Origin of the sequence: Polaribacter filamentus (assembly GCF_002943715.1) — a bacterium.
GTDB lineage: Bacteria > Bacteroidota > Bacteroidia > Flavobacteriales > Flavobacteriaceae > Polaribacter > Polaribacter filamentus.
Genome location: NZ_MQUA01000013.1, coordinates 1,541,102 through 1,562,064 on the forward strand (window position 1 = coordinate 1,541,102; position 20,963 = coordinate 1,562,064).

Genomic DNA, 20,963 nt, shown 5'->3' on the forward strand with positions numbered 1-20,963 from the left:
TTTTAGGTTTAATTTATAACGTTCAAAGTATTTTTTTAGCCGTTTAGAAGGCGAAAAATAATTTGAACTAGCTATTTTCTAAATTAGAAGTTCAGGTAAATTTGCATTATTTCTACGATATGATTTATATTTTATATTCGGATTCAAAAATACTAGTTAGTATATGCTTAAATGTTATATTATTTTATAAATAAATTACATGATTATTGTAAACTAAATCTTATTTTCAACTCAAACCAGTTGCTGGTCTATTTTTTGGTCTCCATGCAAGTTAGAATAAGATTACTTAAATGGTTTTGATAAAAAACTACTGAGTTATACGCTTAGGCAATATAGTTTAATTAATATTTCATTTGGTTTAAAAGTGTTTACATAAATTTTAATCCATAATTACAGACTTCAATTAATCTGTTTATTTATTTTTAAAGAAAAGTCGATTCTAATTATCTGGAAAACAGAATACAAAATAACGGCAACTAACTGACTAACTCTAAAATACTATTTACATTATGATTAAATTTTTTGAGTTATACACTTAGTTTTTTTACTGATAATCAGCTGATTGAGGTATTGTTTTGTATTTAAAAACCTAAACTATTATAGAGATTCACCTTGAAACAGCAACTAATAAAAATAAATACCTAATAATAAGCACTTTATAAAATTGCTTAAGCGTATAACTCAATAAATTTTATTAGGTTTGTTGTTGGCATATAAGGATGAAAAAATGCATACACAAAATTTGATGGAGGCAATGTGCTACAATTCATATTGAAGTCCTGGGATATTTGTGTCTAATTGTAAAGATTAAGGGAAAATGAGCTCTAAAAAAGGCATTTATTCAATTAAATTAGAAAAAAAATAGCATAATCGATGTTTTAGCTGAAAAAAGGGAACCCTAAAAAGTAAAATTAATTAAGTTCGCTTTTTGCAACGGTCTTAATTATTGAGTAGAATACAAAAAAAGGTTGCTCAGCAACCTTACATTTTTAAGTAACACTCACCGTTAAAAAAACAACACGACCAACTCCTCCTCAGAAATATTATCGAAGTACTCGCTGCTCTTAATTTCCTTTAATTTCTCTAATACGGCCTCCTCTTGGTGCTCCACTCCTATCAAGGCTTGTTTTACTTCGTCTATGTCGCGGTTCACGAAGAAATCACCAAAAATATCGAGTTCAATAATTACCCCTTTATACACATTTAGGTGCACCTCCACATGACCTCCATCGGTTTTTACTCCTTTCTTTAAACTATACTTGGGAGAGTAGCCATAGTTCCATGACCAGGTGCTGTACTTTTCATCCGCTAGTTTTTGAATAGCGGCTTTATCCTTTACCGTTAATTGGTAAGGAATAGCATCAGGGTACATTTCAGTAATGTGGCGCATCACCTTTTGGCGAAACTGGTCTATGCCAATATCGTCTTTTAAATGGCTAGAAATATTTGTCACCCTACTCCTTACCGACTTTCGAGCTTTCCCTTCAAACTTTAAAGGATTTACATTCAAGGCATCCGATATATCCTGAATTTCAGAAGCATAAAGTAAAGTACCATGGTGCAATACTCTTTGTTTTTTATGATAGATGTGTTCAGCATTACCAGAAAACTTCTGGTCATCAATCAGGATATCATTTCTTCCAGAAAAATGAGCCTTTACTCCCAATCCCGCTAAAACATCAATAATAGGCTGATTATATTTTTTAAAATCTACTTTTGCCCCTTCCTCGCCATAACCCATTATAAAGGTATAGTTAATGTTTCCCAAATCGTGAAAAACAGCTCCACCACCTGTAAGGCGTCTTACGACCTTTATCCCACGATGTTTTACATGGTTTACGTTTATCTCGGCAAGCGTATTTTGATGTTTACCTACAATAATAGCGTTGTCATTCCGCCACAGCATGAAAATGTTATCATCAAAATTTTTGAGGAAGTACTCCTCTACCGCTTGGTTAAAATAAGGATCAAGACTCTGATTATCTATACAAAACATCTGCATGAAAATAAAATTTAAGATGGGTTAAAAAATTAAAGTTATACGTTTTGGAAAAATATTTACAGCTCTATAATCTTTTTGCCTCAACATTTGTGCTAGAGACCCTTTACTCTTTTCGTCTATTTTAAACTGGCCAGCAAACTCAAGCAGATTATGTCCTTTACATATCTCCGTTATACACCCTGTTTATTGATTCTAAAATACGTATTTATATATTGACCTCAATATATGTAATCAAAATACTCGTTCAATAATTATCTCAGTTAAAACCGCGTTTACAATAAAACATTCTTTAAGTTCACGGTGATGCATTTCATTTATTATCGTTTTATATATAATTCTATCTACTATAAATGTTATTTTTGGCCTCAAAAAAAGTTTTGTTATTGTCATTCTTGATTTTTTTCTAGCACAACTACCGCATTATCTTCATAAATTTCTATGATGTATTTTTTCATTGCCGCAAAAGCAAAAAAGATGGGCATCTGGCAACTTACCAATGAAGCGAAAAAAGCCTCTTCAAGGTTTATAAATTCCTTTTTACCAAGATATTTGGAGTAGCAGATTCCTTAATAACAATACCGCCTTATAATTAGGAACTTTACGCACGATTACACCTTTTTATAAGAAAAATCTTCTGACTCATTTTCCCAAAGTAAATTAATTTTATGTTGTGACATGATTATTTTTTTAATGTGTTAGATTTATTATTGAGGTTTATGGTTATTTTTTTCTTGTTATTTTTTTTACCTTTCTTTTCTTTATTATCAAAACGAGTTATGCTGTCCTGGCCTACAACGTTTGTGTAAAAAAGAGGCTTGGCTACTAAAGATTTACTATTTTTTCGAGTTTTATCCTTCAATTCATCCAATATGCTACCGTCTTTATTCAATGTCTCATCGTTGATGTAGCACTGAAATTTGCGGCCTTCCGACTTGGAAATGTTTTGATAACGGGTCTCAAAAGGAGAATCAGTTTTAAAATTAGTAGACCAAGTATGACAGCATATATAACTTCCACAAGGACCAATATCGCCAATGCGAGAGGCTTCCTCACGTATTCCGATTTGACGCATTTCAATGCGTATATGAAAGGCTTTGGACAAGTCTTTAATTAACTCCCGATAATCAACACGCCCTTTGGCGGTATAATAAAATGTGGCTTTAGATGTATCGCCCTGATAATCTACATCGGTTAGTTTCATAGATAAGCCAAGTGCATTAGTTAGAACACGTGCTTTATACAAAGTATCCAATTCCATCTCTTTGCCAAGCTTCCATTTAGTTATATCACCAGGAGTGGCTCTGCGATAGATTTTTTTAACTACTTCCTTTGTACGCACATTTTTTTTCCTGAGTTGCATATTAACTAGCTCACCTGTTAAGGAAACATGCCCAACATCATAACCTCCTAGAGTACCCTCAACAACAGCCAATTCTCCATTTTTAAAATATATGTTTTGATGATTAAGATAGAATTCCTTGCGGGATCCTTTAAATTTAATCTCTATAATCTTGGAAACTTTATAATCAGGAGGCATAACAATATCTGACATCCAGTCATATACATCTGATTGGCTGCTGCCATACATAAAGCTCGACCCATTACTTTTGAAACCCTTAAGAACAGAAGAACCTTCCGTTGAATAATCATCCATATTTACCTATATTTTTAGTCCCTTTCGGGAGTGAATAAAACGCTAAACTTATCTGTTTAATAAACAGAGGTGGCAATTAAAAGTCATCTTCATCAATTTCTGTGAGCATATTATAAGCTTCCTGTAATTCTAACAGCGTTTTTTTATTCTCACTTTTTTGGGCAATCTTAATTCCCTTTTTATAAATTTCTCCTGCTTTTTCTGTGTCATTCAGCGACTCATATAATTTTCCCAATTGATAGTAAGTCGCTATATAATTTTCATCATCCTTTATCAATTTCAAAAAGCAATCTCTCGCAGTATCATTTTTCTCGACCCTCACATATTCAAGTGCTAACGCATATCTCAGAAAAGAGTCGTTGCTATCCTCATTTAAAAATTCTTGCAATTGTTCAATCCTACTTTTCATTATTTTGTTTCTTTACTGAACTATTTTCCCAAATGGAATAAAATATTGAATGGCTCTAATTGAGCGATAGCAACCTGATAAGATAACAGTTGAAATTAATACTGCTTTAATCTATCTAAAAGCAATACATTGAAATCATTTATATCCTTATTTTAAATGAATTACAAACCAGAAAAACGACCTCTAACAGCAATTCTGTTTTTTAAATGTTTATATGTATTTTTCATATTGCCAACTTTTTTCCAAGGGCACTTCCCAATTTTGCTCAAACGCTGCTTTAGTATTTACGAGGTTATTAAATACAGTTATCCCTTTTTGTATTTCTGGAAATGTGAGTGCATTTTTGAGCTCAGAAATAGGACATGAAATAATTTCTCCCTGCCCGACTTCGTTATTCAGGTGGATATTCTTTCTGTAAGCAACATTCATTCTATCAAGGAGAGAAGTGTTTCCGCCGAAGTCGGATTCCAACTGCTGAATGAATTTAACTGACTTGTCAATTCCGCATCCGCTGGCTGAAGTCGTTTTTTCATCTACACATACTATAATAAAACGATTGTGAAAGATTTCAATACAAGCATTCATCGTTTTCCCGTGCGAAGTCCACTCAGAAAGAAAACCTTCTGTTTTATTTCTGAGTTGCGTAATTTCATTTTTAGAAAACTCACGGATCGATTGGTACACCCATACCCGTGAGTGCAATGGCATCTCTTTAAAGGTTATCATTTATATCGCCTTTTTGTATTAACAATAAGCCTCATAAGCGGCCTTTAGGTTCTCGGCAATTAGCTCTCCTGACCTTCCTTCAATATGATGGCGTTCTACAAAATGGACTAATTTTCCATCTTTGAATAAGCCTATACAAGGGGATGACGGAGGAAAAGGCAGAAAATGTTTACGCGCCTGTTCAGTGGCTTCGCTATCAAAGCCAGCAAAAACAGTTGTAATACGGTTAGGGCGCTTAGTTGCGTGCAATGAAAGTTTTACTCCTGGACGTGCTGCACCAGCAGCACACCCGCAAACTGAATTAACAACTACTAACACGGTGCCTTTTGAGTTAACGGCAGCATCTACTTCCGTTGCCTTTTGTAGGTCTTCAAAACCAACAGAGGTAAGTTCTTCCTTCATTGGCATTACTAATTGTTCTGGATACATGGTGTATTATTTAAGAATTAAAATAAAATTCAAGGTTTTAAAGAGAACCCTAATAAACTCTATATAATTTTTTATTTTTACTCGTATTTATAAGTAATTCGCTCGACCCGATATTAAAAACGGAATACAAGTTATATTTTATAAGTCCGTTAATTGGATTTTTGCGAAATAACAAGCGCCATTTTGATATTTTACCATTTAACATCTGCCACCTTAACTATTGGTTCTTTTGCATTTTGTATTGACACTTGTTGTGCTACCTTACGCGCCATTTCCATATAGGCAGTAGCTTGCGGTGTATTGTAATCCAATACAGCTGGTTTTCCCGAATCACCAGCTTCGCAGATACTTTGTACCAGTGGTATTTCACCTAATAATGGAACTTCTAATTCTTCTGCAAGTTTTTTCGCTCCGTCCTTACCAAAAATGTAATATCGCTTCTCAGGCTCGTCTGGCGGACTGAAATAAGACATGTTTTCTACAATGCCTAAAACAGGTACATTTATTGACGGTAACTGAAACATTCCAACTCCTTTTTTTGCATCTGCCAAAGCCACAAATTGAGGAGTGCTTACAATTACAACTCCATTCAAAGGAACGGCACCAACTAACGATAAATGAATGTCGCCGGTTCCGGGAGGTAAATCAATAATCATATAATCTAATTCCCCCCAATGTGCTTCCTGAAACAATTGAACAACCGCTTTTGATGCCATTGGCCCACGCCATACAAGGGCTTGGGCAGTATCAACAAAAAATCCGATAGATAATAATTTGACACCAAAACTTTCTATGGGCATCATTTTACTTACACCGTCAATCTCTTTACTCATAGGCGTTGCATCCATTACATCAAACATAATAGTTTGTGAGGGACCATAAATATCGGCATCAACCAAACCAACCGATGCACCTAACTTCACCAAAGCTAAAGCTAAGTTGGAAGCCACTGTTGATTTCCCTACACCGCCTTTGCCAGATGCTACCCCAATAATGTTTTTTACGTTTGGCAACATTGGTCCACTATTTTTACGTGCCGTTACATTAGAAGACATTTTCACATTTACAATAGCTTCCTCATCTATATAATGCAAGACTGCATTTACACAAGCCTTGTGAATCATTTCTTTCATTGGGCAGGCAGGCGTTGTAAGCACTACGGTAAAATCTACATTTTTACCAATTACTTCTAAGTCCTTTATCATACCCAATGTTACCAAATCTTTTTTCAAATCAGGGTCTTCTACATTCTTTAAAGCTTCTAAAACTTGTTCCTTCGTTATATTCATTTCGGCATCTTTTTATATGTTATTTTCTATTAACTTCCCTAATCATTACCATTTTATCATCCCCTACGGAAACTAAATAGTTATGATACGTACTCCAAATTAATTTGTTTACAGAATGCGTATGTGCTTCAAAATTTTCTTTTGTGATGCGTTTTAAAATTTGGTGCGTTTTTGCATCCCAAATTTTGACGGTTTTATCACGGCTGGCAGTTGCAAATAAAGTTGCATCAGGATTAAATACGATATCATAAATAGCCCAGTTATGGGCAGGAATTGATTTTACTAATTCATAATCTCCTACTTTCCAAATCTTTAAATGCGCGTCTCTTCCTCCTGTTAAAAGCAATTTACCATCGGGGCTGTATCGCACAATATTTGCTCCCACAGCTTTTTCTGTAAGTTGATGTGCAATAAAATCTTTTTTATATTCCAATGTATGCAGGTCAAATATGAGAATATTGGAATCACCTAAAGCAACAGCAACCTCTGAAGTTGCGTCATTAAAATCAATACTGCGGACTTTATTTTGTGATAGTTTTTTCATTTTAAGCAATGACAAAGTATCAAGGTCACATACTGCAAAGTTACCATCGCCACCAGCTGTATAAAAGCAATTGGTTTTTAATGAATATTTTATATCAAAAACAGGTCCTCTGTGATGCTGTAGTATTTTGATTTCTTCTTTTTTATTTAAATCAAGAATATGAATGGCACCGGTAGTTGTTCCCGCGAGTAAAATATTTTTTTCAGGAATGTGACAAATGGTATAAATAGGTGCGGGCAAAGCTGCTGAAAATTTTTCAGCTTGTAATGTTTCTAAATTCCACAATGCAATATATCGATCACTGCCCCCTGTAAAAATAGTTTGCTCAGAGAAACCTGTGTCCATTGCATATACACAACCACTATGTCCGGTAAGTGTTGCGATATGTTTTACATCAATACTCGGTTCTTTCATTGTTTCCATTTATTTTATCGTTCTCCTAAAAAGATCTAATGTTTAGAAGTCTCATTTAACAATACTGTGCCGAAAAATTATTTTTGCTTTACAAAATTAATAACGCCACCTTTTAAGATATGTTCAACTTGTCTCTCACTGATATTGTAAGTAAGTGGAATTTTAATATTTTTTCCAACTACAAATGCTGTTACTGAATCTCTGTTTTTAACGGCTATCCTCAGACCTTCTATCCGTAAAACATCATCTTGTTCCAGTTTGTCCCAGTCGCTTGTATTTTTGAATTCGAAAGGAATTATACCAAAATTGATCAAGTTCTGCCAACCGATACGAGCATAAGATTTGGCAATGGCAAACTTTTGTCCAAGATACCGAGGAGATAGTGCAGCGTGCTCTCTACTTGAGCCTTGTGCGTAATTTTCGCCTGCTATAATGCAAAATCCTGTATGTGTTTTTTGGTTTTGAATGGCGCGCTCATAGAAACTTTGGTCAATGGCATAATATGCATATTTACTAAGCTCTGGAATATTTGAACGTAAAGGCAGAACATCAGCACCTGCTTTTAGTATGCCATCTGTTGAGATGTCATCTCCCATTTTTAGTAGGATAGGGATTTCCAGTTCATCTGGAAGTTCTTCAAAATCAGGAAGGGTTTTAATGTTTGGTCCCTTCACCAATTCCGGAGATATTTCACTTGGAGCAATCAACAGCTTTTTATTTATCTTGATTTGTGTTGGGGCTGCCCATTTTGGATACCTAAAATTCATTACAGACTCGAGGTCTCGTGGATCTGTTATTTTCCCAGTAATCGCAGCAGCTATAGCCGTTTCTGGACTGCATAGGTATACTTGGTCATCAAGTGTCCCTGAACGTCCCGGAAAATTGCGTGGCATCGTTCGGATACTAATCGTATTGGTAGCAGGAGCCTGTCCCATACCAATACACCCCATACAACCCGATTGATGAAGGCGCGCGCCAGCAGCAATCAACGGTCCAAGTGCACCCATTTCTGTTAAATTTTCTAAGACTTGGCGAGAGGAAGGATTGATATCTAAAGAAACATCAGGAGAAACAACTTGACCTTTGACAATTTGAGAGGCAATCCAAAAATCACGTAATCCGGGATTTGCAGAAGAGCCAATAACAACTTGTTGTATTTTTAATCCGCTAACTTCTCTTACTGGAACAACATTTCCTGGACTGCCAGGAAGTGCAATTAAAGGTTCTAGTGTAGCTAGGTCTATTTCAATAGTAAGATCATACGTTGCTCCCTCATCGGCTTCCAATTTTATCCACTCGTCTTCCCTTCCTTCTTGTCTAAGAAATTCATGAGTGATTTCATCTGAAGGAAATACCGAAGTTGTAGCTCCTGTTTCTGTACCCATATTAGCGATAACATGACGATCCCATGCGCTCAGAGATTTCAGACCAGGTCCATAATATTCTAAGATATATCCACGCCCTCCTGTCACATCATACCTGCGAAGCATTTCTAAAATTATATCTTTAGCACTTACCCAATCGGGCAACTTCCCAATGAGTTTGATACCCATCACTTTTGGCATTTTAACAAAATACGGTTCACCTGCTGAAGCCATCGCTACATCCAATCCTCCTGTGCCGATTGCAAGCATTCCAATACCTCCTCCGGCAGGAGTATGGCTGTCTGAACCCAATAGCGTTTTACCCGGTCTACCAAACCGCTCCATGTGCACTACATGGCTAATTCCGTTTCCTGATCTGCTGAACCAGTATCCAAATCGTGCAGCTGCCGACTGTAGAAATAGATGATCATCCATATTCTTATAATCCGTTTGAAGCAGATTATGATCTACATATTGTACCGCGACCTCTGGTTTTATTTTATTTAAATTAAATGCTTCCAATTCCAGCATGACCAATGTACCTGTGGCATCTTGTAATAATACCTGATCAATTTTCAATCCGATTTCACTTCCGGGATTCATCTCACCAGAAATAAGATGAGAACTAATCAATTTTTGACTTACGTTTTGTAGTTTCATTGCTTATAAAATTTACGCCGACACTTTTTTACTTGTGTAATTCAGCAGGTTATTACTTTCATGCTAACCATCGCAACACGGTTTATTCTGTGAATGTCCGCATCGGTAGAGGGAAAATTTTTGATCTTTTGTTTATAAACTGTCCTCTTCTTTCCACATCTCAATACGTTCTTATACCAATATTAGATGGTTTGCAAGTCCAGTTGCAATAACGTTTGTATTTTCCGTTTTATGGTTTTTTTATTCAAACCATTTATTCAACTACTATAGCTTCGGGATATTTATATTTATATTTATATACTTTATAAACGGCCATATTTCTGACAGTTATTGTTGCTTTGTAATCCAACTTTATTTTAATTATTAGGCGGTTATCGATGATTATCTGTTTTGTTTACATGATACTCGTATTCTATTTTTCCTATTCTTTTCGCTAAACTTAATTTTTTTTGGGCTGCTTGTATAAAGGAACCATTGAACATGCTTCGCCGTACATAATACTTTTTGCAACAGGGCGTAAAAGTCTGGTAATTTCAACATAAGCCGCTTTAGGCACAGGCAAATCGCCACAACCTTTTATAACGATACGGACATCTTTATAAGCATTGATATTTAGTTTATTTAGTATCTCATTATACAAAACTGTTTCAAGTGTTTCTAAATCACCAAACACCACTTTTTTTACAAAAGGGGCTAAGTTTGTTGCCAATAACATATACGCCCAGGTAGGAACAATAGCATCTTCAGAACAAATAAGTGCAACGTATTTATCTGTGTATGCACTCCAATCTTCATTTTTTATAAACTCACGGAAATCTTTTTCTTTCAATATTAAACCTTGAAATAAGTGCTCTTTTATATCAAACAATACACGGTTTCCCTGAGGGTAAAACTCTTCAAGGTTGATGGTAATGATACCACTTTTTGCGACTCTATTAATTATTTCTTTTTCCATCTTACATAAGTCCTAATTCGAGTTGTGCCTCTTCGCTCATTAAATCTTTCGACCAAGGCGGATCAAAAGTTAGCTCTATTTCTGAATCTTTAACCTGATTAAGTGACTTTACTTTTTCATTGACTTCTTGAGGCAATGATTCGGCTACGGGACAATTAGGAGACGTTAGAGTCATTAATATTTTAACCTCGTAATCTTCATTTACAAACACATCGTAAATCAAACCAAGTTCGTAAATATCAACAGGTATTTCTGGATCATAAATTGTTTTCAAAACGCGCACAATTTTTTCGCCTAGTTTTTCAATATCCATAGTTTGTTCTGACATGATTTTAAGAATTTTGTGATAAATTTAAAGCAATCGCATACATTTTAATTTGTTTAATCATACTCACTAAACCATTTGCTCTAGTTGGTGATAAGTATTCTTTTAAGCCAATATCATCAATAAATTTCAAATCAGCTTGCAAGATTTCTTCTGGAGTTTGACCAGAAAATACACGAATTAGAATTGCTACAATTCCTTTCGTTATAATTGCATCGCTGTCGGCTGTAAAAACAACTTTTTCGTCATACAATTCTGAGTGTAACCACACTCTGCTCTGACAGCCCTTTATTAATCTGTCATCGGTTTTGTGTTGCTTGTCAATCAATGGTAAATGATTCCCCAAATCAATCAAATGCTCATACTTGCCTTCCCAGTCGTCACCGAATAACTCAAACTCTTCTATTATTTCATTTTCAATATCGGCTATTCTCATCTTAACATTTTAATTGCTTTCTATATGCCATTGACCAGCACATCAATTTCTTCTTTCGTATTGTAAAGCATCAGTTACTTGTTTAGGCTGTTGCCCCACTATCCAAATACACAAGGGATTTGCTATTGACTTTTTTGGAAAGTATAGGTAAATCCCGTCGGAGTTTTTGAATATTGAGAATATTATATTTTGTGCTTGTTTCTATTTTTATTATTCAAATGTTTTGGAAATTTTTTCTTCAACATATTCGCGTAGAGCTTTTATTTTTATTGTATTAACAACTTCCGAAGCAAATGCATGCATTAATAATTTCTTAGCATTTACCAAACCTACACCGCGTGCGCGTAGATAAAATATTTTTGCTTCATCTAACTTACCTGTTGTTGATCCATGTGAACATTTTACGTCATCGGCATAAATTTCTAATTGCGGTTTTGTATTGATTGTTCCTGCTAGACTCAATAAAATATTTTTGTTTGATTGAAACGCATTTGTTTTTTGTGCATCTTTTCTTACAAATATTTTTCCATTGAAGGTTGCTGTAGATTTCCCTTCAATAATACCTTTATAAAGCTCGTTACTGTTGCAATTTGGCTTTCGGTGATCTACCACAGTATGGTTGTCTACAACTTGATTCCCTGCCGTTAAATACAATCCGTTTAAGTGCGATTCAATATGTTCATCATCTAACACTACTGTTAAATTATTACGAACCAACGAACCACTCAACGTATAGGTATGAGTGGAAAACACACTTTGTCTTTGTTGAATTACCTGTGTAGTATTCACTAAATACCCCAACTCCTTTTCATCCTGAATTTTATAGTGATCAACAATAGCGTCCTTATCTACTACAATTTCTGTTAGCGCGTTGCTAACTGTTTTTGCCGTAGCAGAAACCGTTTCAAAGGATTCGATAATTTTTGCTTGCGCATTTTCATCTATAACGATTAAATTTCGCGGATGAATAATGGTGTTTACCGAGGTTGTTGAAATGTGAATGACATGTATCGGTTTTTCAATTATTACGTTTTTTGCAATATGAATAAATGCACCGTCTTTAGTCATTGCTGTATTTAACGCAATGAATGGATCCGTTTTTACATCTGCGTATTGTGCATAATGTTTTTCAAAAACAGGTGAATTGCTTTTTTCTGCATCAACTAAACTACATATTGTTAAGCCTTTTGGAAGGTTCTGCACGTTTGATGATCCTTCAACAAAAACACCGTTCTCGATAACTACAACATAAGCATCTTTTAAAAATTTCAGGGGCTCAATTTGCGCATCACTGCAATTTTTATTTGTAGAGAAATCAAATTCCCCTTTCAGCATCAAATCCATACGGATATATTTATACTCTTCATGATTTCGTGTTGGAATGCCCTGTTTGTAAAAGCTTTCCATAGCATTATCACGAAGTTGTGTACTGCCAAATAAAAATAATTTAGAGTTCTCAAATTCAAAAATTAATTTATCTTTTATCGTTCTAGTATTAATAACTGTTTCCATTTTGTTTGTTAAATAAATTAGGCTTCTACTTCCTCTTTAATAAAATCGTATCCTTTTTCTTCCAGCTCTAATGCCAATTCTTTTAATCCTGATTTTACAATTTTTCCGTTGTATAATATGTGAACAAAATCGGGTATAATATAATCCAACAACCGTTGATAATGTGTGATAATAATCGTTGCGTTTTCTTCCGATTTTAATTTATTTACTCCGTTGGCAACAATGCGCAACGCATCAATATCAAGCCCACTATCGGTTTCATCTAGAATGGAAAGTTTGGGTTCTAGCATTGCCATCTGAAATATCTCATTTCGCTTTTTCTCACCACCGCTAAAACCTTCGTTTATAGAGCGTCTAACAAGTGCTCGGTCTATCTCAACTAACTCTTGTTTTTCTTTCAGCATCATTAAAAAATCTTTTGCTTTTATAGGCTCTAAACCTTTGTAAGCAAGAATTTCGCCAATAGCTGTTTTTAAAAAATTAATATTACTCACCCCTGGAATTTCAACAGGATATTGAAACGCAAGAAAAACCCCTTCTCTAGCTCTGTCTTCCGCCTCTAGTTCTAATAAGTTTTTACCGTTATAGATTATTTCGCCTTCTGTAACGTCATATTCCGAGCGTCCTGCAAGAACAGCTGCCAATGTGCTTTTTCCCGAACCATTAGGGCCCATAATAGCGTGTACTTCTCCCACTTTTATTTCTAAATTAATTCCCTTCAGAATTTCTTTTCCGTCAATTGACGCATGTAGATTTTTTATTGATAACATTTTTTAAATTTTGATTGTTTACTTTTATCCTACGGAACCTTCCAAGGAAACTTCCAACAGTTTTTGTGCTTCAACAGCAAATTCCATTGGCAACTGACTTAATACGTCTTTGCAATAGCCGTTTACAATTAAACCAATAGCTTTTTCATTATCGATACCTCGTTGTTTACAATAAAACAGCTGGTCTTCACCAATTTTTGAAGTTGTTGCTTCGTGCTCTACAACGGCGGTATTATTTTTTATTTCGATGTATGGAAATGTATGTGCACCGCATTGATCACCCATTAATAAACTATCACATTGCGAAAAATTACGAGCATTTTCTGCGCCTTTTGCAATACGCACTAACCCTCTATAACTGTTGTTACTAAATCCTGCCGAAATCCCTTTTGAGATGATCGTGCTTTTAGTGTTTTTCCCGATATGAATCATTTTTGTTCCTGTATCGGCTTGCTGATAGTTATTTGTAACTGCAACAGAATAGAATTCACCTATCGAATTGTCACCTTTTAAAATAACCGATGGATATTTCCACGTAATTGCAGAACCTGTTTCTACTTGAGTCCAAGATATTTTAGCATTTTCTTCCAAACAAATACCACGTTTAGTAACAAAATTAAAAACACCTCCCTTACCCTCTTTATCTCCAGGATACCAGTTTTGCACAGTGCTGTATTTTATTTGTGCATTTTTATGAGCCACAAGTTCAACAACGGCTGCGTGCAATTGATTTTCATCACGCATTGGTGCTGTACAACCTTCCAGATAACTCACCTGCGAACCTTCTTCTGCAATAATCAAGGTACGCTCAAATTGACCGGTACCTGCCGCTTCTATTCTGAAATACGTTGAAAGTTCCATTGGACAACGAACGCCTTTTGGAATATAACAAAACGAACCATCGGTAAAAACAGCCGAGTTCAATGCTGCAAAAAAGTTATCGCTAGAAGGAACAACAGAACTCATGTATTTTTGTACTAATTCTGGATGTTCTTGAATGGCTTCTCCAAACGAACAAAAAATAATTCCTTTTTCAGCTAAGGTCTCTTTGAATGTTGTTTTTACAGAAACGCTGTCCACAATAACATCAATTGCAACTCTACTTTCTACTCCTGAAAGGCGCTCTTGTTCTAAGATTGAGATCCCAAGTTTTTGAAATGTTTTTAATAATTCAGGATCAACTTCATCGAGACTTTTTAATACTTTTTTTGGTTTTGGAGCTGAGTAATAAATGATTTCCTGAAAGTCTGGCTTCTGGTAAGAAACATGAGCCCAGTTTGGCTCCTCCATTGTTAACCAATGACGGAATGCCTCCAATCGATATACTAACATCCATTCTGGTTCATTTTTTTTGGCAGAAATAAAACGAATAATATCTTCATTCAATCCTTTCGGTGCATTGTCAGCGTCAATATCGGTAACAAAACCGTATTTGTATTCCGCGCTGATTTTTTCTTCTATAACCTCATTCATATTATTTAAGTTTTACTATTTATTTAAGTTTTACTATGTGTTATTCATTAATAAATTTAAACTCCAATAATCATCTGGATTAATTTATTATACCTACTTATTTATTCCATACAAATCCAATACATCTCTATAAACCCAATGTTATGCATAGCACTATTTTCATCTTGTATTGGTATTACACTAAATGTAGTGTGTCTTTCTTGATCACTAATTCCTCCTCACTTTCGCGCCAGTTATCATCATCCACACAACAGTCTACTGGGCAAACGGCAGCACATTGAGGTTCATCATGAAAACCAACACACTCGGTACATTTATCAGCTACGATATAATAAACATCGTCTGATACAGGTTCTTGCGGTTCATTTGCATTGGCAGTTAATCCGCTTTTTGAGGTGAAAGTTCCTTTTATAGATGTTCCGTCAGAAAAACGCCATTCATCCCCTCCTTCGTAGATGGCATTATTAGGACATTCTGGTTCACAAGCGCCACAATTAATGCATTCATCTGTAATTATAATTGCCATTTATTATATTTTTATAATGTTAACTGTTATAAGGGCTTTCAGGTTGTCAGATTTTCTCAAAACAATATTAACCTTACAACTTTAAACTCTTTTAAACGCCGAACGATTCTCCACAACCACAAGTTCTACTCGCGTTTGGATTGACAAATACAAAGCCTTTTCCGTTTAATCCTCCCACATAATCCAGCTCTGTGCCTATTAAATACAAAAAGCTTTTTTTGTCAACGGCAATCTTTATTCCTTTATCTTCAAAAATCTTATCGCTTTCTGTAATAATAGTATCGAACACGAGTTTGTAGGTAAGACCTGAACAACCACCACCATCAACACCTACACGAATAAATGTTCCTTCGGGGCTATTTTCGTTTGTTATTAAACTTAAGGCATGTTGTTTTGCATTTTCTGAAACTGTTATCATTTTGTTTAGATATTAGATTATTGATAATGTGTTTTTATTTTTTTTTAATTGGCATTTTCTTCAAGGAAACCTTGAAAAGTAAACTTAGCTTCCTTTTCGCTATTCGATAAATCTGCTAGCGTCACCTTATCTAGTAGCGTATCAATAGAAGACTGCACCATTGACCAAAGTGAACGAATAGAACAATCGATAGAATTAGTACACAGTTTTAGCACTCCCACATGATTCGCACAAAAATCTTCATCGAACAAACGTCCACCTAAAGCTTTCAAAGCATCGTTAATCGTAATATCGGCGGCAGGTCTAGCAAGTACATATCCTCCAACATGTCCTTTGGTACTGTTTATCAATCCCTCGACACGAAGTATTCGAGTTAATTTTGAAACATTGGGACGTGACAGCCCTTCCATTTCACTAAGCTGAGGGATACTCAAGCCAGTCTGAACCTTACACTTTGCAATACGTACCAGTATTCTTAAGCCGTACTCGTCTTGTGCTGTTATTTTCATTCTTTAAAATTTTTGATATTTGATTTGTTTTGTGGTGATTAAAATAAGCTCCCATACAAATGTAAACATTATTTTTAATATATACTAAAAAATACATATTAATCTATACTAAATAGTACATATTAGTTATTCAAAATAATCTTACAACTACAGGTATAAATAGAATAGATTTAAACACTTCATTCAACGAAACATTTCAAAATGTCAAGTCGATTTAGAAGAAGTTCCAACAAGGGAACATTTAGTACAACTAATCAATAATACTAAAGATGCCGTATTAATAACAGCAGTTTCGAGTAGCTAAAAACCAATCAAAAAAAGGAGCTTTTATTCGCCTAATATTTTTGTGTTATGAGATGAAGGGAATTTGTCCCATCTGAGTATCAGATATCTAAAAAAAACCAGATTTTAACTTAAAAAAAAGAGATCTTTAAAGGTTATTATTTTCCCTAAAACTGATATATTATGTGCGTAACTGTAAATCAGTTAGAACTATCAAAAAACACTCCTAATCAACCCATTGTTTAACAACGTATTAAAAATATTTAAGGAGATTCAACACAGGTTCCATTAAATTCTAAAAACATAAAACCCGCAACCAAAAAAGTGGAAGGTTCTCCTAAGTAGCAGGAACTGAATTTGAACCTGTGACCTCCTAGTATTTAGATATACTTCATTTTGATTGTCAAATCATATAATACAATTTTATCAATATGCAACCTATATGATATTAATCTTGTTATTAAAAAGTTAAAGTATATCAAATCGAGACCTATTCGGTGACCACTAAAAATAACATCTATAGAACGGTTATAAACACTAGATAACTGAAATTCTAATTGTTCTCTCCGACTCCACTTTTAAAAAACTCAACTATTTGTTAATCATTTAGTTGAGTTTTATTTTTTATATATTTTCCCAATATTTTCCCGACAATCAAAATTAGAGGTAAGTTAGAATCTCTCTTTATCCGCAAAACAAAAGCCCTATTAATTTTAAATCAATTAGTTAGGGTTTTTTATTTAAATAATATCCCCACAAAATCCCCGCAAATATTATAAAACTCATAATTTATGATATTACTTATTTGAAGGTGTTAACATACTCAATCAGAATAAAAAAATTATGGAGAATCTAATCTATATTGTTTTTTAAAGAATGTAAGCTTATTAGTTTTCTTAATAATTAAATTAATAACTACCAAAACAAACAATACAACGTAGCACCAATAATACTTACTATAATAGAGCCTATACCCGTTGTGCATTTAAACAATATTGACTTTTAAATTGTTTATATTCCTGTTAAAGACAAATTTGTTAATGTATTGAATGATAGTTAGTGCTGTTAATTTTGAGAGAATTCTTGTCTTAAAACCTTCAAAAGTTTTCGCATAATTATTCCGTATTTTAAACTGGTCACAAAGTTGAGAAAACAAGGTCTCAATTCGTTTTCTTTTCTTCCTAAAAATATACGTTTGTTTTTTGTAATTCTGTTGATTTTTACGCATTGGAACTTCTAATTTAATTTGTTTACTCTCAAATAAATCTAACTGATAGTCAGCACTTAGGTATCCTTTGTCCCCTAAAACCACACAGTTATTAAACTGATTTTTAATGTCTTTTAAATAATGAATATCATGTACAGAAGCTTTGCTAATATCAAAACTTTTAAACACGCCATCAATAGAACAAACAGCATGTATTTTATAGCCATAATAATGCATGTTTTGACTAGCACAATAACCTCTATTTGGGGCTGAATAAAAGTACTCCTTACAAACTTTACTTCTCCCGCTTCTTGAGAGTTTTACAATCTCCAAAGGCATACTATCTACCACATAATAGTTTTCAAACTCCGTGAACTTATTGGAGAGTTGAGTTCTTATAAATTCAATGGCAAAAAATAATTTTCGCTTCCGCTTATTGTAAACTGATCGCTCTATTTTAGCAAACAAATATTCTGGAATATCCCGAAACAACTGACACTCACTGTCTATACCCATATATTCTGCTGTTAAATTCATAGCGATTAATTCAATGTCTTTTAGTTTTGGTTTCCTGTTTTGACGTAAAAATTGTTCCTTTTCTGTAATTGTGGCTAAGACTTCTAAAATTTTATTGTAATTTGCTCTAAAGTTATTCATTGTATTTAATCGATTGGTTGTCAATTAAATATACGCCTTTTAATAGTCAAATGAATAATTTTTTTTAACTATTTATAATGCACAACGGGTAGCCTATATTAAATAATGGAGACGTTTTAAATAATTCCTTAGATAATGGAATTCCCTTTTCATCTTCTAATGGAGTTTAAACACGTTAAAATTTACAATAATATTGTTCGAAATACATTAAGAGAATCGATACAAATTGCCAATATGGCTGAAGATGTAGAAGTTTATAACAACACACTCTTAAATACAGGTTTAGCTAACATTAACTATCAAACTAGTATACTTCAAATTGGTGACAACTCAGTTGTAAATGTGTTCAATAATATTCTTATAGAAACTCCTTTAACAAGTATTGCTGTATACGGAAAAGGTGATTGCACATTTACAAATAATTATTTGGCTTCAAATTTGGGGGTTTTTGTAGATAACCGTTCTATAACTGATAGCATAGCTCAAATGAACATCAACCAAAATTATTTTAGTACTATCAATGGAAATCAAATCATAAAAAATTATAACGAAATTAATTATGTAACTGTTCAAAATAATTTTTATAATACGGATATTACATTTTTCTAAACCAATCTGGCAACTCGAATAACTTTACTACTGCAAATAACACGTTAACAAGTATTGCTGAAATTGAATTTACAGGCCCAGCTACTAATGATTATTCGCTTACAACTGCAAACCCTATAGAATATCACAATATGGGCGCACCTAGCGGACCTGAATATTTTGATCCAGTTCCTCAAAAAATCAGCATCAAACCAGAAATGATTACAGATTTAGTTCAAGGAGGCAGCGTAAACTCACCATTATTTTTATTTGACGAACAAAATTTAAATATCGAAACTGCAGAGCACGCTACAAGTAACTCTTGGAAACCAGATTATGTAATGAATGAGACTTCGTATCATGCAGTTATTGATTTAGGACAAGACTATTATATATCAGAAATAAATTTGCATGATATGCACAATACAAAAGATTTTACGGTAGCATATGGTGATGCATCAAATTGGACTACTTTATTTGTAGATCCTTGTGACAACTTCAATACATGGAGTAAAAATACAACAGCTATTTCAACGAGATATTTACGTTTTTCTATGTATCAAAGTGTATTTGCAGCGGTAAACGAAATATTTATTTATGGGCATCCTATTGCATCAAATTCAGCCAAATCGAGGAATGGTAAAAAAAGTTCTAGTGAATCTATTTTTGATTCTCCAAATATTGAATTGTATCCAAACCCAATAGATAAAAATTTGAATGTGAAGTTTCCAGTTAAAATGATAGGGAAAAGTAAGTTGTCAATAAGAGCTCTATTAAGTAAAACACTTTACAATAAAAAAGTTTTAATTAGTGTTGAAAGTTCCATTCTTGAATTAACGAATCTTCAGTTACCAAAAACAAATGGAATATATCTGTTATCAATATTTCATGAATCTGGCAAATTAAAAACTTTAAAATTCATTAAGAAAAACTAAAGTGAAAAACCTTTTTATCTCTTAATTTAACAAAAATGTTCACGATAATTTATACTTCGTTTTTTACGAAAAATAAAGTACTCTTTTATTAGAAACCTTTAAACTAATGATTTTTTCAAAGCCTCTAACTCCACTCCTAAGTCAGTAAACATATTTATAATACTGCTTAATTTTAATTCGTGTTCTTCATATTCTTGGGTGTTGATGCTGCATGTAAATTTCCATAATTCTAATACTTCTGTAACAGGAACTTCATACGATTGATAAGAAGAGTTATCCGGTTTTAACAAAAAAGATTGCTTCTCCTCCACTTGATTGTACAACCTTTTGTAAGTCATTCCATCATCTTTTGTAACAACAATGTATGATTGACCACTTTTTGCATTCTTTATATCCTCCACAAATTCTGCCACTAAATAAGAACCATCTTTCATTGGCAGCATCGAATCACCTTTAATAGGAAATGCTCTGTGTTTTCCTTTTGGCAAAAAAGGAAGTTTAATTTTTTCTAATTGTTCTATATATTCTGGATCATCATAGCCTAATAAATAACCTGCAGACGCTTTTGCCGGCACAACTTCTATCAAATTTTCATTATCACTATCCACCGTTATTGGAAACAATACTCTTTTATTACCAACTTCAATAAAGGAAACATCTTTTGCTTTTGTCAAATCATTTTTAATAATAATATCAATTGGAATTTTAAAATACGTAGAAAAATCAATTAAAAAATCAATGGTAGGTGACGATCTGCTTTCTTCATAAGAACTTATTCTTGATCTTGTTACCAATAGTTCTTCCGCCAAAGATTCTTGTGTTAACTTTTTAAGGATTCTTAAGTGTTTGATGTTTTTTGATAAATTATTCATAATGCTA

At 33.7% G+C, this 20,963-nt stretch carries 21 protein-coding genes; 2 read left to right on the forward strand and 19 right to left on the reverse strand.

The window, feature by feature from the left end; all coding sequences use genetic code 11:
- Window positions 1-1,006 precede the first annotated feature (1,006 nt).
- The 18 genes from lplA to BST83_RS09430 form a co-directional block, all read right to left on the reverse strand.
- A complete protein-coding gene (lplA, locus tag BST83_RS09345; RefSeq protein WP_104810834.1) occupies window positions 1,007-1,996 on the reverse strand; it encodes a lipoate--protein ligase in 990 nt (329 codons plus the stop codon).
- Between the two features lie 685 nt (window positions 1,997-2,681).
- Entirely contained in the window at window positions 2,682-3,656 is a 975-nt protein-coding gene (locus tag BST83_RS09350) for a PSP1 domain-containing protein (RefSeq protein ID WP_104809552.1), read from the reverse strand.
- A 76-nt stretch (window positions 3,657-3,732) separates the two neighbouring features.
- Window positions 3,733-4,065, reverse strand: coding sequence for a tetratricopeptide repeat protein (locus BST83_RS09355; RefSeq protein ID WP_104809553.1), 333 nt, complete (start codon window positions 4,063-4,065; stop codon window positions 3,733-3,735).
- A 210-nt stretch (window positions 4,066-4,275) separates the two neighbouring features.
- Window positions 4,276-4,791, reverse strand: a complete 516-nt coding sequence (locus BST83_RS09360) for an ABC transporter ATPase (protein WP_104809554.1) — start codon at window positions 4,789-4,791, stop codon at window positions 4,276-4,278.
- Between the two features lie 18 nt (window positions 4,792-4,809).
- On the reverse strand, window positions 4,810-5,220 hold the full coding sequence (locus tag BST83_RS09365) for a BrxA/BrxB family bacilliredoxin (protein WP_104809555.1): 411 nt from the start codon (window positions 5,218-5,220) through the stop codon (window positions 4,810-4,812).
- A gap of 191 nt (window positions 5,221-5,411) precedes the next feature.
- Complete coding sequence (locus BST83_RS09370; protein ID WP_104809556.1) at window positions 5,412-6,509, reverse strand: Mrp/NBP35 family ATP-binding protein; 1,098 nt, start codon at window positions 6,507-6,509, stop codon at window positions 5,412-5,414.
- Window positions 6,510-6,528: 19 nt separating this feature from the next.
- Window positions 6,529-7,476: a WD40 repeat domain-containing protein gene (locus BST83_RS09375; RefSeq protein ID WP_104809557.1), complete on the reverse strand. Its 948-nt coding sequence runs from the start codon at window positions 7,474-7,476 to the stop codon at window positions 6,529-6,531.
- 68 nt (window positions 7,477-7,544) lie between these two features.
- The gene (locus BST83_RS09380; RefSeq protein WP_104809558.1) at window positions 7,545-9,491 is read right to left on the reverse strand and encodes an aconitate hydratase; all 1,947 of its coding nucleotides are present in this window, start codon (window positions 9,489-9,491) and stop codon (window positions 7,545-7,547) included.
- A gap of 439 nt (window positions 9,492-9,930) precedes the next feature.
- Entirely contained in the window at window positions 9,931-10,446 is a 516-nt protein-coding gene (locus tag BST83_RS09385; protein WP_104809559.1) for a DUF2480 family protein, read from the reverse strand.
- Between the two features lies 1 nt (window position 10,447).
- Window positions 10,448-10,774 (reverse strand): iron-sulfur cluster assembly protein, encoded by a 327-nt coding sequence (locus BST83_RS09390; RefSeq protein WP_104809560.1) that lies wholly within the window; start codon window positions 10,772-10,774, stop codon window positions 10,448-10,450.
- Window positions 10,775-10,778: 4 nt separating this feature from the next.
- A complete protein-coding gene (locus BST83_RS09395) occupies window positions 10,779-11,207 on the reverse strand; it encodes a SufE family protein (RefSeq protein ID WP_104809561.1) in 429 nt (142 codons plus the stop codon).
- Window positions 11,208-11,417: 210 nt separating this feature from the next.
- Complete coding sequence (gene sufD / locus BST83_RS09400) at window positions 11,418-12,719, reverse strand: Fe-S cluster assembly protein SufD (RefSeq protein WP_104809562.1); 1,302 nt, start codon at window positions 12,717-12,719, stop codon at window positions 11,418-11,420.
- A 17-nt stretch (window positions 12,720-12,736) separates the two neighbouring features.
- Window positions 12,737-13,489: a Fe-S cluster assembly ATPase SufC gene (sufC, locus tag BST83_RS09405; protein WP_104809563.1), complete on the reverse strand. Its 753-nt coding sequence runs from the start codon at window positions 13,487-13,489 to the stop codon at window positions 12,737-12,739.
- Window positions 13,490-13,513: 24 nt separating this feature from the next.
- The gene (gene sufB, locus BST83_RS09410) at window positions 13,514-14,962 is read right to left on the reverse strand and encodes a Fe-S cluster assembly protein SufB (RefSeq protein ID WP_104809564.1); all 1,449 of its coding nucleotides are present in this window, start codon (window positions 14,960-14,962) and stop codon (window positions 13,514-13,516) included.
- Between the two features lie 175 nt (window positions 14,963-15,137).
- The gene (locus BST83_RS09415) at window positions 15,138-15,488 is read right to left on the reverse strand and encodes a 4Fe-4S binding protein (protein ID WP_104809565.1); all 351 of its coding nucleotides are present in this window, start codon (window positions 15,486-15,488) and stop codon (window positions 15,138-15,140) included.
- Window positions 15,489-15,579: 91 nt separating this feature from the next.
- Window positions 15,580-15,906: a HesB/IscA family protein gene (locus tag BST83_RS09420; RefSeq protein ID WP_104809566.1), complete on the reverse strand. Its 327-nt coding sequence runs from the start codon at window positions 15,904-15,906 to the stop codon at window positions 15,580-15,582.
- 44 nt (window positions 15,907-15,950) lie between these two features.
- Complete coding sequence (locus BST83_RS09425) at window positions 15,951-16,415, reverse strand: Rrf2 family transcriptional regulator (RefSeq protein WP_104809567.1); 465 nt, start codon at window positions 16,413-16,415, stop codon at window positions 15,951-15,953.
- Between the two features lie 1,267 nt (window positions 16,416-17,682).
- Complete coding sequence (locus BST83_RS09430) at window positions 17,683-18,561, reverse strand: IS982 family transposase (protein ID WP_104808617.1); 879 nt, start codon at window positions 18,559-18,561, stop codon at window positions 17,683-17,685.
- A 159-nt stretch (window positions 18,562-18,720) separates the two neighbouring features.
- Here BST83_RS09430 and BST83_RS09435 point away from each other — a divergent pair, with 159 nt between their 5' ends.
- Both BST83_RS09435 and BST83_RS09440 read left to right on the forward strand, forming a co-directional pair.
- Window positions 18,721-19,170, forward strand: a complete 450-nt coding sequence (locus tag BST83_RS09435) for a hypothetical protein (RefSeq protein ID WP_104809568.1) — start codon at window positions 18,721-18,723, stop codon at window positions 19,168-19,170.
- Window positions 19,171-19,301: 131 nt separating this feature from the next.
- A complete protein-coding gene (locus tag BST83_RS09440; RefSeq protein ID WP_104809569.1) occupies window positions 19,302-20,084 on the forward strand; it encodes a T9SS type A sorting domain-containing protein in 783 nt (260 codons plus the stop codon).
- A gap of 98 nt (window positions 20,085-20,182) precedes the next feature.
- On the opposite strand, the gene BST83_RS09445 is transcribed toward BST83_RS09440, so the two are convergent.
- Window positions 20,183-20,956: an XRE family transcriptional regulator gene (locus BST83_RS09445; RefSeq protein ID WP_104809570.1), complete on the reverse strand. Its 774-nt coding sequence runs from the start codon at window positions 20,954-20,956 to the stop codon at window positions 20,183-20,185.
- Window positions 20,957-20,963 lie beyond the last annotated feature (7 nt).

Bases quoted from the DNA above. Each gene is read 5' to 3' on its own strand.
- BST83_RS09440 (WP_104809569.1), top strand. From the start codon at position 19,302: ATGGGCGCACCTAGCGGACCTGAATATTTTGATCCAGTTCCTCAAAAA.
- BST83_RS09365 (WP_104809555.1), bottom strand. From the start codon at position 5,220: ATGTATCCAGAACAATTAGTAATGCCAATGAAGGAAGAACTTACCTCT.
- BST83_RS09430 (WP_104808617.1), bottom strand. From the start codon at position 18,561: ATGAATAACTTTAGAGCAAATTACAATAAAATTTTAGAAGTCTTAGCC.
- sufB (WP_104809564.1), bottom strand. From the start codon at position 14,962: ATGAATGAGGTTATAGAAGAAAAAATCAGCGCGGAATACAAATACGGT.
- BST83_RS09420 (WP_104809566.1), bottom strand. From the start codon at position 15,906: ATGATAACAGTTTCAGAAAATGCAAAACAACATGCCTTAAGTTTAATA.
- BST83_RS09395 (WP_104809561.1), bottom strand. From the start codon at position 11,207: ATGAGAATAGCCGATATTGAAAATGAAATAATAGAAGAGTTTGAGTTA.
- BST83_RS09425 (WP_104809567.1), bottom strand. From the start codon at position 16,415: ATGAAAATAACAGCACAAGACGAGTACGGCTTAAGAATACTGGTACGT.
- BST83_RS09350 (WP_104809552.1), bottom strand. From the start codon at position 3,656: ATGGATGATTATTCAACGGAAGGTTCTTCTGTTCTTAAGGGTTTCAAA.
- BST83_RS09385 (WP_104809559.1), bottom strand. From the start codon at position 10,446: ATGGAAAAAGAAATAATTAATAGAGTCGCAAAAAGTGGTATCATTACC.
- BST83_RS09355 (WP_104809553.1), bottom strand. From the start codon at position 4,065: ATGAAAAGTAGGATTGAACAATTGCAAGAATTTTTAAATGAGGATAGC.
- BST83_RS09380 (WP_104809558.1), bottom strand. From the start codon at position 9,491: ATGAAACTACAAAACGTAAGTCAAAAATTGATTAGTTCTCATCTTATT.
- lplA (WP_104810834.1), bottom strand. From the start codon at position 1,996: ATGTTTTGTATAGATAATCAGAGTCTTGATCCTTATTTTAACCAAGCG.
- sufD (WP_104809562.1), bottom strand. From the start codon at position 12,719: ATGGAAACAGTTATTAATACTAGAACGATAAAAGATAAATTAATTTTT.
- BST83_RS09360 (WP_104809554.1), bottom strand. From the start codon at position 4,791: ATGATAACCTTTAAAGAGATGCCATTGCACTCACGGGTATGGGTGTAC.
- sufC (WP_104809563.1), bottom strand. From the start codon at position 13,489: ATGTTATCAATAAAAAATCTACATGCGTCAATTGACGGAAAAGAAATT.
- BST83_RS09390 (WP_104809560.1), bottom strand. From the start codon at position 10,774: ATGTCAGAACAAACTATGGATATTGAAAAACTAGGCGAAAAAATTGTG.
- BST83_RS09445 (WP_104809570.1), bottom strand. From the start codon at position 20,956: ATGAATAATTTATCAAAAAACATCAAACACTTAAGAATCCTTAAAAAG.
- BST83_RS09435 (WP_104809568.1), top strand. From the start codon at position 18,721: ATGGAGTTTAAACACGTTAAAATTTACAATAATATTGTTCGAAATACA.
- BST83_RS09415 (WP_104809565.1), bottom strand. From the start codon at position 15,488: ATGGCAATTATAATTACAGATGAATGCATTAATTGTGGCGCTTGTGAA.
- BST83_RS09375 (WP_104809557.1), bottom strand. From the start codon at position 7,476: ATGGAAACAATGAAAGAACCGAGTATTGATGTAAAACATATCGCAACA.
- BST83_RS09370 (WP_104809556.1), bottom strand. From the start codon at position 6,509: ATGAATATAACGAAGGAACAAGTTTTAGAAGCTTTAAAGAATGTAGAA.